Raw genomic sequence first — 12,317 nt, 5'->3', positions numbered from 1 at the left:
GTAACTATCCGACTTATGTGTCAAGCATATCGCATGATTATTACGTTTGCGGTGCACAATACGCTGTTTTCAACTTCTCTTGCCTTGTAAAGTGTGTAAGTTTCCTACATTATTGACTTGAAGACGACCAGAATACGTCAGCCTTTGCCGCCGAAAGACAATCACAACTGAACTTACATGGTGGATATCGAAGTGACCAAACCAACGGCAAAATCGTCACACGGCACCGCTGCGCCGGACGACACCGGCAATGAAGGCTACGCCAAAGCGATCCCCGACATCCTCTCCCAGATCAAGGATTCCTACGCGGAATTGCGTCCGGCGGAGCGTCGTGTTGCGGATGTGGTGCTCGCCGATGTGACGTTTTCTGTTGATGCATCCAACGCCGAAATCGCCAGGAAGGCCGATGTCAGCGAACCGACCGTTACCCGTTTCTGTCGCGCCATCGGCTGCGACGGCGTACGCGATTTCAAGCTCAAGCTGGCGCAGAGCGTCGTGGTGGGGCGGCTCTACCTCTCCCCCAACCCGCCTCCCGAGCCCAGCGAGAACGGATCTCCGCTATGGAACGTTGTGTTTGGCGAGGCTCGAAACGCGCTCAATGCGGTCGAACGCAGCATCGATCCGAAAGACATCCTGAAAGCAGCCGAACTGGTAGCGATTGCGCCGCAGGTGCTGGTCTTCGGCCTCGGCGGGAGTTCGACGGCGCTGGCGCTGGAAACCCAGAACCGGCTGTTCCGCTACGGCGTCATCGTCTCATCCTATTCAGACCCCTATGTCATGAAAATGACCGCTTCGACCCTGAAACCCGGTGATCTGGTGATCGCGATCTCGGGCACCGGACGCACCCGCGAAGTGGTGGAAGCGACGACGCTTGCCAAACATTACCGCGCCAATGCGATTGCCATCACCGTCCCGGACAGTGATCTGGCGGCGGTTGTCGACCTGGCGCTCACCGTCGACGTGCCGGAATTCCAGGACGTGTTGAAACCGACTGCCTCGCGCTACGCTTTCCTGGCCATCATCGACCTGGTTTCCACCGCTGTCGGTTACAGGCTCGAGCCGGATGCCCGTGAAACCTTGCGGCGGATCAAATACACGGTGCTCAATCATCGCAAGGGCAAGGTGTTGGAGCCGTTGGGCGACTGACCAAAACCCGGCAGGGGTCAATTTCCAGGCTGCACGCAGCCGTCGACATGGGGAGAATTTGCAATGCAGGACACAGCACCCGCGGCAGAGGCGGCGGCCTGGCTTGCCATGCTGGGCGACAATCTGGGCAAGGGCGACATCGAGGCAACTCTGGATTTGCTGGAGGTTGATTGCTGCTGGCGCGACCTCGTGGCGTTCACCTGGAACATCAAGACCATGGAAGGCAAGGCAGCGATCGCCGAGATGCTGGGCTCTACTCTGGCTGCCACCGAACCATCTGCATGGCAACTCACCGAGGCGTCTGCAACTGATGCCAGCACCATCCAGGCATGGTTCAATTTCAAGACCCGTGCCGGCCGGGGCCAGGGAATATTCAGCCTGACCGACGGCAAGTGCCGCACGATGCTGACGACGCTGCAGTCGCTTGACGGCCATGAAGAGGCGGCGGGGATGACACGCATATCCGGTGTCAATCATCGCGCAGACCGCAACCGCGAGACATGGTCTGAACGCCGGGCGCGGGAAGAAACGGAGCTTGCCGAAGGAACCACCGACCCTTACTGCCTGATCATCGGCGGCGGCCAGGGTGGCATCATGCTCGGCGCACGGCTCAAGCAGCTTGGGGTGCCAACGGTGATCGCCGAAAGGAACGAGAAGGCTGGCGATTCCTGGCGCAACCGCTACCGCTCGCTCGTGCTGCACGACCCGGTCTGGTACGATCACCTGCCCTATGTTCCTTTTCCAGATCACTGGCCGGTGTTTACACCCAAGGACAAGATGGGCGACTGGCTCGAAGCCTATGTCAGGATCATGGAACTGACCTATTGGGGCAGCACCGAGTGCGTGTCTGCCGAATTTGATCCTGCCTCCAAGCGCTGGCGTGTCGAACTCGTCCGCCACGGCAAGCCCATGACAATGCACCCCACCCAACTGGTATTTGCCACCGGTGCCTACGGCCCGCCGAAGATGATTGACCTGCCGGGTTCAGAAAGCTTCGAGGGCAAAATTCTCCATTCAAGCCACTACTCCGAGGGATCTCCCTACCGCGGCAAGAAGGTCGCGGTGATCGGCGCCGCCAGTTCCGGGCACGACATATCGGTCGACCTTTGGGAAGCAGGTGCAGAGGTGACAATGATCCAGCGCTCGCCGACAACCGTGATCCGTTCGGAAACCCTGATGGAGCTTGGCTTCGACATCTATTCCGAGGAAGCCGTACAAAAAGGCATCGATGTCGACACTGCCGACATGATAGCCGCAGCAACACCCTTCGCGCTCCAGCCCCCGATCCAGCGCGCACTGACGCAAAAGATCCGCGAGCGCGATGCTGACTTCTACACAAAACTTGAGGCAACCGGATTTCTGATCGATTTTGGCGAGGACGACACCGGGCTGATGATGAAGGCGTTCCGCACCGGGTCAGGCTATTATCTCGATGTCGGTGCATCACAACTGATCATCGATGGTGAAATCGGCATCAAGGCCGGCGTCGAGATCGACCGGCTTACAGAGACCGGAATTCAGTTTGCCGATGGCACTACAATAGAAGCCGACGTGATCATCCAGTCGACCGGTTTTCACTCGATGCACGAAGTGGTCGCCAGTATCGTCTCCCGAGAAACAGCAGACCGGATCGGCACATGCTGGGGTCTGGGGTCGGGCACACGCAACGATCCCGGGCCCTGGCACGGGGAACTGCGCAACATGTACAAGCCGGTGGCGCAGGAAAACATGTGGTTTCAAGGCGGCAATCTGGCGTTTCAGCGGTTCTTCTCGAAGTTTGTGGCGCTGCAGATCAAGGCGCGCATGGAAGGCATCGAAACCCCGGTCTACGCCGCGCCTGTGTGATTTAGGCGAGATCCGGACCAAATGCGCCCCAGTTCCGAATTATGAATTGATCGATTCCGAAGCGAGCCGACAATGCATCTACATCTGCAAGATGCTGACTGTTGAGCCGCTCAAAACCAAATGAATTTTGTTGCAGTCACCGTGCAAAAGAATTCGTTTGAAATGCCCCTGATCCTCGTCCATCGCAAAGCTCATCACCCTCAAACATCGACAGCGGAGAGATAGGCTTGACCATCACCTGGAGCGAACTGAACGAGAGCGAGAAGACTGCACTCAAGCGGTTGAACCGCGGCCCATACCCCGCATTGGAGCCATCCTTGGCCGAGCGGCTGATTGCGCTTGGTCTTGTCGAGCAAAGACCGAGCGGCATCGGGATCAATCGGGCCGGACGTGAACTCGTTATTGGTGTGTTGCTGAACCCGCGTGAAGACTGATACGCGGTTTCGCCGGCTTTCATCTGCCCCAACGACCAGTTCGGCTCAAGCGACCACCTGTTTCAGGCCACGCAACGCCTCCTGAATGTCGGCTCTTGCCTGGCTGGCTTCAGGATAAACCGCATAGGCGGGGTAGGTGAATTCCGGTGCACCGTCGACAATTTCGAGCTCTCCGGACTCGATATGAGGCGCTGCCGTACCGCGGCGGAAGTACCCCATCCCACCGACTCGCAGGATATAGCTCAAGCCGAGGGGACCGAGACCAACGAACAGCCCAGGCTCGCCGAAGGAATTCGAACCTGCGTCGTGCTGCGCAGCAAACGATGGGCCCCAATCGACATGGATGTAGTCTTCCCCGCCAGCCGTCTCGCCGTCCCTCGATCTGGTCCTGACGAGAACCAGCTGTTCTTCGACCAGCAACTCGACCCTGAAACCCGGCAAAAGTTTTGGCGCGTACAGCACAGCGATATCGAGAACGCCTGTCCTAAGCTGCTCCAGCAATTGGTCAGGCACGCCTACATTGGCATGAATGGCGATTTCAGGCTTTTGGTCTTTCATCCAGACCAGCCAGTCGAGCAGCAATGGGTTCCAGAGACTGAGCTCGCCGCCCAGCGCAACGACACTGGTGCGCCCCGAAGGGATGGCCAACTGGTGCCGTGCCCGTTCCCATATCTGCACAAATGATTGGGCATAGCGCTCAAATTCGCGACCTGCCGATGTCAGTTGCGCGCCATTACGGTTGCGGATGAACAATTGCCGCCCCAGCACATCTTCAAGTGTGCGGATACGGGCGCTAACTGTGGTCTGGGTGACATGAAGACGGTCTGCTGCCTTGAGAAAACTGCCCGAATGAACAATCTCCAAAAATGTGCGGGCCCGGTCAATATCCATCACAGCCTCCCTTAAGTGCAATAATATTGCATCAATAGAGCATTTAGTTCGGTTGCATTCTTGTCTTTTGACGGCATTTTTACCGTGCGAAATTGCGCTGCGCAGGCCTGTGGCAGGGAGCCGGATTCCAACAATCCGTCCCTTGCCGCACAACATCCTCATGGACACCATCGTCACCGACGCATGACTACGAAGGCGGTTTCAAAGAGACCTGCAGCGATGCCGAAAAGTCACTCGAATCGCGTCGGCAATATGGGTGCATGAGCAGCCACCGTGGGCCGCACCGATTGCGCGAAATCCTGTTCCGAGAGCATGATATCAGCCAGCGTGTGTTCATCGAATGTGCAGATAAAGGTCGCCAAAGCCTTGTTGAGCAGCTTGGGTAACCGGCACCTGCTTGAGATCAAACATTCATTGGCCGGTGTGAAACACTCAACCAGAGCAAAATCCGATTCCGTCTCCCGGATGACGGCACCGAGATTGATCTCTTCAGGGCGACGGGCCAGCGTGAAACCGCCGGAACGGCCACGCACACCGCGCAGATAGCCGGCATTGATCAGCAAGTTGACGACTTTCATCAGATGGGCCTGCGAGATCTTGTAGACCCGGGCTGTTTCCTCGATCGTCACCAACCTGTCGCCGGCCGCTCCCGCATACATCAGCACCCGCAATGCATAGTCGGAAAAAGTAGTCAGCTTCATGAAATTCCCCGGTATCGATGTTCTATTGTATATGACAGCAGACACGCCACGAACACGGCCTAGTCGACATTTAGGATCTATACCCGCATTGGTGCAATCTCGGCACTGCACTGCCTGAGCAGATCACAAATGGCAGGGTAACAGTTAACTCGCCCGCTCTTACACGAACATCATCACCACGATGGCTCCGAGCACCACCAGCACAAGTCCCCAAACCAGCATTGGCACGAGCGTATTATTGGAATCGATGTCGCCCGTCTCATAGATCAGCGGTTTGTTTGAATCGGCTTTTTCGTCGGGGTCTGTGATTTTTTGGTTTCCTTGTTCATCATCGGCATCTCCGGATTGTGTCAAGATGCCGATCTGATGCCTTCGGCGTGATGGGCGGCAATTGCCATCCAGTCCCGCAACATCCCCTGATCCTCCTTGGAAAACCGGGCACGATGCTTCAGGTCTTCAAACGTATCATCTGAATGCAGGCGACCATATTCATCGCTGACAAGCGACTGGAATTCGACCCAAGCTTCGTCTGTCTCCGGCCCGATAGGCTGTGTGATCCCGTTCGAGGCCATGTAGAGACGATCCGTTTCGTGTTTCATCGGAATTCTCCTTGCGCTTCGACTGTCCTTGTTTCCCCCGATGCCTTGAGCATCATCGCCATCACACCCATGTCGCGGCAGAAACCTGTGTTCAACGCCATGAAAACCATCTCGGAGGGATCAAGCCTTGGCTCGCGCCGCCCCGCGTTGTGGCTATCGAAATCCACATCAAGCCCGACCGGCCGACAAAAGGCGCCGTTTCCGGCGCCACACCCAAAGGGTCTCATCGGCCCGATCCTGTCGTAGCGGCGATCCGCGAAAAGCTAGGATTCGCCTCTTCTGACATTTGCGCCTCATGGAGTGACCTCATGTGGGCTTGCAACTGGGCAGCAGCGATGGGCGGTAGCAACCTGGCGAGCAACGTTTCAAGAAATGGCTTGATAATACGACCTGTCACACCGCGTTCGGCACAGATCAGATCAAGGATATTGGCCTCGAGCCGGGACAGGCCAACCGGGGGTGCTGCGGAATTCAGGATGATGTGCAGGGCATGCTCTACGTGGTCCCAACGCGCGCCGGAAATATGGGTCATCACATTGTTGATGTGGCTGTGAGCCCGGAATGCCGCAACCAGATCACCGGCAAGAACTTCGAGATCCGGAGCCGTTTGTTGCGGCACGATGTCTCCATCACCTGCATTCACATCCGCGCCGAAATCGAATTCGGAACCGATAGCCTCGTGATAACCCACGTTGCGCTCAGCCCCATCAAACGCTCGTAATTGCTGGAATTGCATCATGCTCATCGTGCGCCCCATCAACCCGGTTCATCTCGTTTCATCATGCGAAATCACCGGCCACCGCGGGCTGAAGATCCGTTGACAGATGTCTAAACCATAAAAGATATATTGACAATACATCTTTAAATAGGAACATTGCAGCTCGTCGACGCAGGGGGCAAATTCGCAATGCGAAACGCCTTGTCTCCATGGTCTGGAACGGAAAGTACGGAGGTAGATATGACAATAGAGTTTGGAGATGGCGGCTTTGTCATCAATGCAAGCCTGATCGGGCCACTGCTCGACGTGGCACCGTCCGATGTCCCAAAGCTGATGCGCGACGGCGCGGTCACCAGTCTGTGCGAAACCGGGATCGGCGACGATGCCGGCGGATATCGATTGAGTTTCTTCTACCGGGGCCGCCGCGTCCGTTTGCAAGTCACTGAGACCGGAGACATTCTGCGCCGGTCAGTCATCGACTATGGCGACATTCCGCTGCCTCAGGCAATGCACAGGCCCGGCGCATAAGGTTTCCGGAGACCATGCAGAGTTGTTGCACGTTCGACATCTCGCCGCAGACAGGAGCCCTGATATGAACCGTCGCACCACCACGAAGTTGCCTGAAGCGATCACCGCCTTTATCGCGATCACCTGGCTCGGCATGCTTCTCGGCGTTTCGTTCATCGCAACCCCGGTGAAGTTTCAGGCGCCGTCTCTCAGCCTGCCAGTGGCCCTTGAAATCGGCAGGGTGACATTCTCGCTTTTCTCCAAAATCGAATGGGCTACTGCCGCGCTGTTGATCCTTTCCGGTCTTGCCTGCAAGCGCAGGATCTTGTCCCTGCTGTTCTGCGCAGGTCTTGCTGCAATCCTCACTGCCGAGACATCCTGGCTCCTGCCTATTCTCGATATTCGGGTTGAAGCCATCATTTCGGGAACGCCGACGCCCGCTGACTGGCATCATTTTCTCTATGTCGGCCTCGAAATGATCAAAGCGACCCTTCTGATTGCCCTGTCCATCCACCTTCTCCGGCAACTGACAGCGGCGCATGAATCGCCTGACATCCCATACGGAGAAACGGTCCCATGAATATGAGATCACCCCCGGGCTTCCGCGAAGCCGCCCGCCGCCTCACGTCCATGCAATGAAACGTCCGCCTTTTTAGCCAGTCCGGCAGCCGTCAAGATTGCAGCGTTTCGGCAGCTTTCCGCTCTATTCGGGTCTGCCCATGCCAATACAGAAAAACACGCGCGCATGTCTGCTCACCCTCATCAACAGACCAACAGGAACGATCTCTGTGTGCTACCGTACAGTCTGCCTCACAAGGAATCCCCGATGATTGCGCAACTCTCACGAACCGAACGCCAGTTGGCCGCGGTCCTCGCCATAGCGCTGGCACTGCTGGGTTTGACGATGGCGGTCGCGGCAAAGCAGGGCCCGATGGCTGTGCACGGTTTCATGGCGCTGGCCCTCGGAATGGGGTTGTTCATCGCCGTGGCCAGCGTGCTGGAAAAGCCGCAGACCAATCCGGACGCAGATCAGCAATATTACGATGACCCGACCAAGGTCGGCATTATCCTGTCCATGGTCTGGGGGGTGTTTGCCATGGCAATCGGCCTTTGGGTCGCCGCCCTCATGGTGTGGCCTGATGCCACCTTGGGTCACGCCTGGATGAGCTATGGGCGGATCCGCCCGGTGCATACCACCGGCGTGATCTTCGCCTTTGGCGGCAATGCGCTGATTGCCACCTCGTTCCATGTCATGCAGCGTACCAGCCGCACCCGGCTTGCTGACCAGTTGAGCCCCTGGTTCGTGCTGGTTGGCTATAATCTGTTTCTAGTCTGGGCGGTCACCGGTTACATGATGGGTGTCACCCAGTCGAAGGAGTATGCGGAGCCCGAGTGGTACGCCGATCTTTGGCTGGTGGTGGTCTGGGTGGCTTATCTGGTGCTTTATCTGCGCACTCTGGCGCGCCGGGCCGAGCCGCACATCTATGTCGCCAATTGGTATTATCTTGCCTTCATCGTCGTTGTGGCAATGCTGCACATCGTCAATGGTTTCGCCCTGCCGGTCAGCTTTGCCGGTGCGAAGAGCTATACCGTATTCTCAGGTGTCCAGGACGCCATGGTGCAATGGTGGTACGGCCATAACGCGGTCGCCTTCTTCATGACCTCGGGTTTTCTGGGGATGCTCTACTACTACCTGCCGGTCAGGGCGCAGCGGCCGATCTATTCCTACCGGCTTTCAATCCTCAGCTTCTGGGGCATCACCTTCTTCTATCTCTGGGTCGGCTCGCACCATCTGCACTACACCGCCCTGCCACACTGGGTGCAGACGCTGGGCATGACGTTTTCAATCATGCTGCTGGTGCCAAGCTGGGCCTCGGCCGGCAATGCGATTGCCACACTGAACGGCGCATGGGGCCGGGTCCGCGATGACGCGACCTTGCGCTTCATGTTCGTGGCGGCAGTATTTTACGGGCTGTCGACGTTCGAGGGTTCGTTCATGGCCATCCGGCCGGTCAATGCGCTGTCGCATTACACCGACTGGACCGTCGGCCATGTCCATTCCGGCGCGCTGGGCTGGCTGGCGATGGTGACATTCGGCGCCTTCTATTCAACCGTACCGCTGATCTGGGGACGCAAGGCGATGTATTCCGCCAGGCTCGTCGAATGGCATTTCTGGCTCGCACTTGCCGGCCTGCTTACCTACGTGTTTTCGCTGTGGAACGCCGGCATCACCCAGGGCCTGATGTGGCGCACCTACAATGCGGCAGGAACGCTCAACTATTCTTTCATCGAGAGTATCGACGCGATGCGCCCCTACTACATCGCCCGCTTCTTCGGCGGCGTGCTTTTCCTGGCCGGGATCTGTGTCGGCGCAGTCAACATCTGGCTGACGGTCCGCGGTGTTCGCGGCGAGGCACCCGATCGTCCATTCGCAATGCAGGGAGCGGAGTAGACCCATGTCCCTGTTCAAAGCTCACTACAATCTTGAAAAGAAATCCATCTGGCTGGTGGTCGGCATCATCGCGGCTGCCAGCGTCGGAGGCCTGGTCGAGATCGCGCCGTTGTTCACCATCGACCAGACGGTCGAGACCACGCCCGACATGCGGGTCTACACCCCGCTCGAACTGTCTGGACGCAACATCTACATCCGCGAGGGATGCTATGCCTGCCACAGCCAGATGATCCGCACCTTGCGCGATGAGGTCGAACGCTACGGCCCCTATTCGCTGGCGGCGGAATCTCAATATGACCATCCGATGCTGTGGGGCTCCAAGCGAACCGGTCCTGACATAGCGCGGGTGGGTGGCAAGTACTCCGATGAATGGCATGCCGCCCATATGAACAATCCGCGCGATGTGGTGCCAAGCTCAATCATGCCGGCCTATCCGTGGCTGGCAGAAACAGCGCTCAACGTCTCGGATCTGGACGCACATCTGACCGCGCTCAGGACGCTGGGCGTGCCCTATACCGACGCAATGATCGAAAATGCGTCTGCGGATGCGCTGGCGCAGGCCACGCCTGACAGCGATGCCGCCAGTGGCGTCAGCGAGCGCTATGGAGAGGCGACCAACATGCGGAGGTTCTCAAGCCAGGACACTGTCACCGAACTGGATGCACTGATCTCCTATCTGCAGATTCTTGGCCAGATGACGCAAGCCGCCTACACCACCGAACCAGTGGGAAACTGAGCCATGACCATCAACCATGATCTACTCGTCATGATCGCCAAATCCTTCGGCCTGTTTTATCTGATGGGATTCTTCATCATTGTGGTGATCCATACCTACCGCCCTTCCAGCAAGGCCCTGGCGGAGCACGCCGCGCGCTCGGTTCTTGAACCGGAGGATCAGCCATGTCGGTAATCGAACGCGATTCGGTAACCGGCTACACCACCACCGGTCACGACTGGAACGGAATCAAGGAACTCAATTCCCCTATTCCCCGGGCGGTGATCATCTTCATCATTGTATCTCATCTCGCGGCCCTGATCGGATGGATCCTGCTTCCAAGCTGGCCGCTCGGACGAACTTTTACCAAAGGCGTGCTGGAGGTAGATCAAAAGACCGATCTGGCTGCCGATATCGCCGCCGCAAACATCGCGCGTGCTGACTGGATGACAGAGATCACGACACTGGATTTTGATGCGATCCGCGCGGATCCGGAGCTGATGAACCGTGCGCTGGAAACCGCCGCGCCGATCTTCGGCCAGAACTGTGAGGCCTGCCACGGCAAGGACGGCATCGGCGGTCCGGGATTTCCGCGGCTCTCCGACTCGGCCTGGATCTGGGGCGGGACGGCTGATGATATTGCCGAGACCATTACCGTCGGCATCAACAGCGCCCACCCCGACAGCCGCTTTGCCCAGATGCCCGCCTTCGGCCGCGACGAGATGCTGGACCGCGACCAGATCAGCATGATGACAAGCTATGTCCAGACCCTCTCGGGCGGTGTCATCGCTGACGATCCCTCGGAAGCCGCAATACTGTTTCAGGATAATTGTGAAGCTTGCCACGGCGAGGACGCCCGGGGGGCTGAAGGCACCGGCGCGCCCAACCTGACCGATGCGGCCTGGACCTATGGTGGCGATGCGGCGAGCATCTGGCAGACGCTGATGAACGGGCGCCAGGGCCACATGCCGACCTGGCAGAACCGCCTGAGCACCGCCGACATCCGCATGCTTGCGCTTTATGTCGAGGCAATGCCGGGGAAATCACAATGACGCTGTCGCCTCGCCTCATTGCCGGTTTGGCCGCAGTCGCAGCCATCGCACTGGTGGTGGCGGCGAACTGGCAGTTCGTCTCGCTCGCCACCGGCTCCAATCCCGGTTGTGTCCCTGTCGATCCAGCCAGGCATGCCGCCAAGGCTGGCTGTTGAACGAGGTTGTCCATGCTTGAACCCCTTCCCGCTGTCCAACCTCCGATCCGCCCGGACCGTAGCTTTGCCCGGCATTTGCCGGCGACAGCGGCGCTGTCCTGGCTTGCCGCCGGGTGGGCTGATTTCAGCTATAACCCGTTGCAAAGCCTGACCTACGGCCTCGCCAGTTTTGCCCTGTCGGTGCTGGTGATCTGGGGACTGGTGCTTGCGGATCTCATGTGGTTGATCTTTCCGGCGCTATCCGGTTTTCTGGTGATCGGTCCGCTTGTCGCCATCGGCCTCTACGAGAAGAGCCGCAAGTTGCAGCGCGGAGAAAAAGTCAGCCTTGCCGACATGCTGCTGGTCCGTCCGCGTTCGGGCGCCCAATTGGCCTTTGCCGGCCTGATGCTGTGTCTGCTGGTGATGGTGTGGCTCAGGGCGGCAGACCTGCTATACGCGCTGTTTTTCGGCCTGCTGCCGTTCCCGGGTTTTGACCAGATCCTCAGTCAGCTTCTCACAACGCCGCGCGGCTGGGCGTTGATCCTGACCGGATCGGCAGTGGGCGGCATGTTCGCGGCCTTCGCCATGGCGATCAGCCTGTTCTCAATACCGATGCTGCTCGACCGCCGCACCGATGCGCTGACCGCGTTGGGCACATCATTCGCTCTCACCACCCACAATCTCCGCGTGGTGCTTCCCTGGGGCATGATCGTCGCCTTCGGCTTTGCCATGTGCGCTGTAACCGGGCTGCTCAGCATGATCATCATATTTCCCCTGCTCGGGCACGGAACCTGGCACGCATGGGTGGCGCTCCGCCCTGAGGAGGTCGCGGAATGAATTATCTGTTCCTGATCCCGATTTCGATAAGCCTCGGCGCCATCGGGCTGGGCGCATTTTTGTGGAGCCTGCACACAAATCAATATGAGGATCTGGAAGGCGCCGCCGTGCGTGTTCTCAATCCGGATGCACCGCCGATACCCCCAAGGAAAAGTCCAAACCTTAAAAATCCATTTGGCACTCGATCCGGACTTTCGAATCCGACTTCGTGATTTCCAGCGCATCCCGATAAGTCCTGTATCCGAACAATGGCTGGTAAGAATCCCGTCACGCGCTAAAACTGCGG

The 12,317-nt window shown here is 58.2% G+C and carries 17 protein-coding genes; 12 read left to right on the top strand and 5 right to left on the bottom strand.

Features of this window, described 5'->3' with window-relative positions; all coding sequences use genetic code 11:
- Positions 1-192: 192 nt before the first annotated feature.
- From IMCC20628_RS00380 to IMCC20628_RS00370, 3 genes are all read left to right on the top strand, one after another.
- The gene (locus tag IMCC20628_RS00380) at positions 193-1,146 is read left to right on the top strand and encodes a MurR/RpiR family transcriptional regulator (RefSeq protein ID WP_245307842.1); all 954 of its coding nucleotides are present in this window, start codon (positions 193-195) and stop codon (positions 1,144-1,146) included.
- Positions 1,147-1,209: 63 nt separating this feature from the next.
- A complete protein-coding gene (locus IMCC20628_RS00375; protein WP_047028549.1) occupies positions 1,210-2,991 on the top strand; it encodes an NAD(P)/FAD-dependent oxidoreductase in 1,782 nt (593 codons plus the stop codon).
- A gap of 227 nt (positions 2,992-3,218) precedes the next feature.
- Positions 3,219-3,425 (top strand): hypothetical protein, encoded by a 207-nt coding sequence (locus tag IMCC20628_RS00370; protein ID WP_047028548.1) that lies wholly within the window; start codon positions 3,219-3,221, stop codon positions 3,423-3,425.
- Positions 3,426-3,470: 45 nt separating this feature from the next.
- Here IMCC20628_RS00370 and IMCC20628_RS00365 read toward each other — a convergent pair whose 3' ends face one another.
- The 5 genes from IMCC20628_RS00365 to IMCC20628_RS00340 all read right to left on the bottom strand — a co-directional run bounded on the left by IMCC20628_RS00365 (position 3,471) and on the right by IMCC20628_RS00340 (position 6,361).
- On the bottom strand, positions 3,471-4,316 hold the full coding sequence (locus IMCC20628_RS00365) for a LysR family transcriptional regulator (RefSeq protein ID WP_047028547.1): 846 nt from the start codon (positions 4,314-4,316) through the stop codon (positions 3,471-3,473).
- A 230-nt stretch (positions 4,317-4,546) separates the two neighbouring features.
- On the bottom strand, positions 4,547-5,017 hold the full coding sequence (locus IMCC20628_RS00360) for an Rrf2 family transcriptional regulator (RefSeq protein WP_047028546.1): 471 nt from the start codon (positions 5,015-5,017) through the stop codon (positions 4,547-4,549).
- Between the two features lie 159 nt (positions 5,018-5,176).
- Positions 5,177-5,371: a hypothetical protein gene (locus IMCC20628_RS00355; protein WP_047028545.1), complete on the bottom strand. Its 195-nt coding sequence runs from the start codon at positions 5,369-5,371 to the stop codon at positions 5,177-5,179.
- Positions 5,368-5,616: a hypothetical protein gene (locus IMCC20628_RS00350; protein WP_245307841.1), complete on the bottom strand. Its 249-nt coding sequence runs from the start codon at positions 5,614-5,616 to the stop codon at positions 5,368-5,370. The genes IMCC20628_RS00355 and IMCC20628_RS00350 overlap by 4 nt, the downstream gene beginning before the upstream one ends.
- Before the next feature lie 223 nt (positions 5,617-5,839).
- Complete coding sequence (locus IMCC20628_RS00340) at positions 5,840-6,361, bottom strand: hypothetical protein (RefSeq protein ID WP_047028543.1); 522 nt, start codon at positions 6,359-6,361, stop codon at positions 5,840-5,842.
- A gap of 213 nt (positions 6,362-6,574) precedes the next feature.
- Between IMCC20628_RS00340 and IMCC20628_RS00335 the strand changes: the two genes are divergently transcribed.
- The 9 genes from IMCC20628_RS00335 to ccoS all read left to right on the top strand — a co-directional run bounded on the left by IMCC20628_RS00335 (position 6,575) and on the right by ccoS (position 12,243).
- A complete protein-coding gene (locus tag IMCC20628_RS00335; protein WP_047028542.1) occupies positions 6,575-6,862 on the top strand; it encodes a DUF6522 family protein in 288 nt (95 codons plus the stop codon).
- A 64-nt stretch (positions 6,863-6,926) separates the two neighbouring features.
- Positions 6,927-7,421 carry a DUF4149 domain-containing protein gene (locus IMCC20628_RS00330; RefSeq protein WP_047028541.1) on the top strand — a complete coding sequence of 165 codons (495 nt, stop codon included), beginning with the start codon at positions 6,927-6,929 and terminating at the stop codon, positions 7,419-7,421.
- Positions 7,422-7,667: 246 nt separating this feature from the next.
- Positions 7,668-9,293: a cytochrome-c oxidase, cbb3-type subunit I gene (gene ccoN, locus IMCC20628_RS00325; RefSeq protein WP_047028540.1), complete on the top strand. Its 1,626-nt coding sequence runs from the start codon at positions 7,668-7,670 to the stop codon at positions 9,291-9,293.
- Between the two features lie 4 nt (positions 9,294-9,297).
- A complete protein-coding gene (ccoO, locus tag IMCC20628_RS00320) occupies positions 9,298-10,029 on the top strand; it encodes a cytochrome-c oxidase, cbb3-type subunit II (protein ID WP_156174368.1) in 732 nt (243 codons plus the stop codon).
- A 3-nt stretch (positions 10,030-10,032) separates the two neighbouring features.
- Positions 10,033-10,203: a cbb3-type cytochrome c oxidase subunit 3 gene (locus IMCC20628_RS24495; protein WP_082127939.1), complete on the top strand. Its 171-nt coding sequence runs from the start codon at positions 10,033-10,035 to the stop codon at positions 10,201-10,203.
- Positions 10,194-11,060 carry a cytochrome-c oxidase, cbb3-type subunit III gene (gene ccoP / locus IMCC20628_RS00315; RefSeq protein WP_047028539.1) on the top strand — a complete coding sequence of 289 codons (867 nt, stop codon included), beginning with the start codon at positions 10,194-10,196 and terminating at the stop codon, positions 11,058-11,060. Before IMCC20628_RS24495 ends, ccoP begins: the two co-directional genes overlap by 10 nt.
- Positions 11,057-11,215, top strand: coding sequence for a hypothetical protein (locus IMCC20628_RS24965; protein WP_156174367.1), 159 nt, complete (start codon positions 11,057-11,059; stop codon positions 11,213-11,215). The genes ccoP and IMCC20628_RS24965 overlap by 4 nt, the downstream gene beginning before the upstream one ends.
- 12 nt (positions 11,216-11,227) lie before the next feature.
- Positions 11,228-12,031 carry a DUF2189 domain-containing protein gene (locus IMCC20628_RS00310; protein ID WP_047028538.1) on the top strand — a complete coding sequence of 268 codons (804 nt, stop codon included), beginning with the start codon at positions 11,228-11,230 and terminating at the stop codon, positions 12,029-12,031.
- A complete protein-coding gene (ccoS, locus tag IMCC20628_RS00305; RefSeq protein ID WP_047028537.1) occupies positions 12,028-12,243 on the top strand; it encodes a cbb3-type cytochrome oxidase assembly protein CcoS in 216 nt (71 codons plus the stop codon). The genes IMCC20628_RS00310 and ccoS overlap by 4 nt, the downstream gene beginning before the upstream one ends.
- The last annotated feature ends 74 nt before the right edge of the window (positions 12,244-12,317 follow it).

Origin of the sequence: Hoeflea sp. IMCC20628 (assembly GCF_001011155.1) — a bacterium.
Lineage (GTDB): Bacteria > Pseudomonadota > Alphaproteobacteria > Rhizobiales > Rhizobiaceae > Hoeflea.
The sequence above is the reverse complement of the archived record's forward strand: the minus strand, read 5'-3'. Positions and strand labels throughout refer to the sequence as shown.

Excerpts from the sequence above, each read along its gene's own strand:
- ccoS (WP_047028537.1), top strand. The coding sequence starts at position 12,028 with ATGAATTATCTGTTCCTGATCCCGATTTCGATAAGCCTCGGCGCCATC.
- IMCC20628_RS00310 (WP_047028538.1), top strand. The coding sequence starts at position 11,228 with ATGCTTGAACCCCTTCCCGCTGTCCAACCTCCGATCCGCCCGGACCGT.
- IMCC20628_RS00350 (WP_245307841.1), bottom strand. The coding sequence starts at position 5,616 with ATGAAACACGAAACGGATCGTCTCTACATGGCCTCGAACGGGATCACA.
- ccoO (WP_156174368.1), top strand. The coding sequence starts at position 9,298 with ATGTCCCTGTTCAAAGCTCACTACAATCTTGAAAAGAAATCCATCTGG.
- IMCC20628_RS00360 (WP_047028546.1), bottom strand. The coding sequence starts at position 5,017 with ATGAAGCTGACTACTTTTTCCGACTATGCATTGCGGGTGCTGATGTAT.
- IMCC20628_RS24965 (WP_156174367.1), top strand. The coding sequence starts at position 11,057 with ATGACGCTGTCGCCTCGCCTCATTGCCGGTTTGGCCGCAGTCGCAGCC.
- IMCC20628_RS00335 (WP_047028542.1), top strand. The coding sequence starts at position 6,575 with ATGACAATAGAGTTTGGAGATGGCGGCTTTGTCATCAATGCAAGCCTG.
- IMCC20628_RS00330 (WP_047028541.1), top strand. The coding sequence starts at position 6,927 with ATGAACCGTCGCACCACCACGAAGTTGCCTGAAGCGATCACCGCCTTT.
- IMCC20628_RS00375 (WP_047028549.1), top strand. The coding sequence starts at position 1,210 with ATGCAGGACACAGCACCCGCGGCAGAGGCGGCGGCCTGGCTTGCCATG.
- ccoP (WP_047028539.1), top strand. The coding sequence starts at position 10,194 with ATGTCGGTAATCGAACGCGATTCGGTAACCGGCTACACCACCACCGGT.
- ccoN (WP_047028540.1), top strand. The coding sequence starts at position 7,668 with ATGATTGCGCAACTCTCACGAACCGAACGCCAGTTGGCCGCGGTCCTC.
- IMCC20628_RS00365 (WP_047028547.1), bottom strand. The coding sequence starts at position 4,316 with ATGGATATTGACCGGGCCCGCACATTTTTGGAGATTGTTCATTCGGGC.
- IMCC20628_RS24495 (WP_082127939.1), top strand. The coding sequence starts at position 10,033 with ATGACCATCAACCATGATCTACTCGTCATGATCGCCAAATCCTTCGGC.
- IMCC20628_RS00340 (WP_047028543.1), bottom strand. The coding sequence starts at position 6,361 with ATGAGCATGATGCAATTCCAGCAATTACGAGCGTTTGATGGGGCTGAG.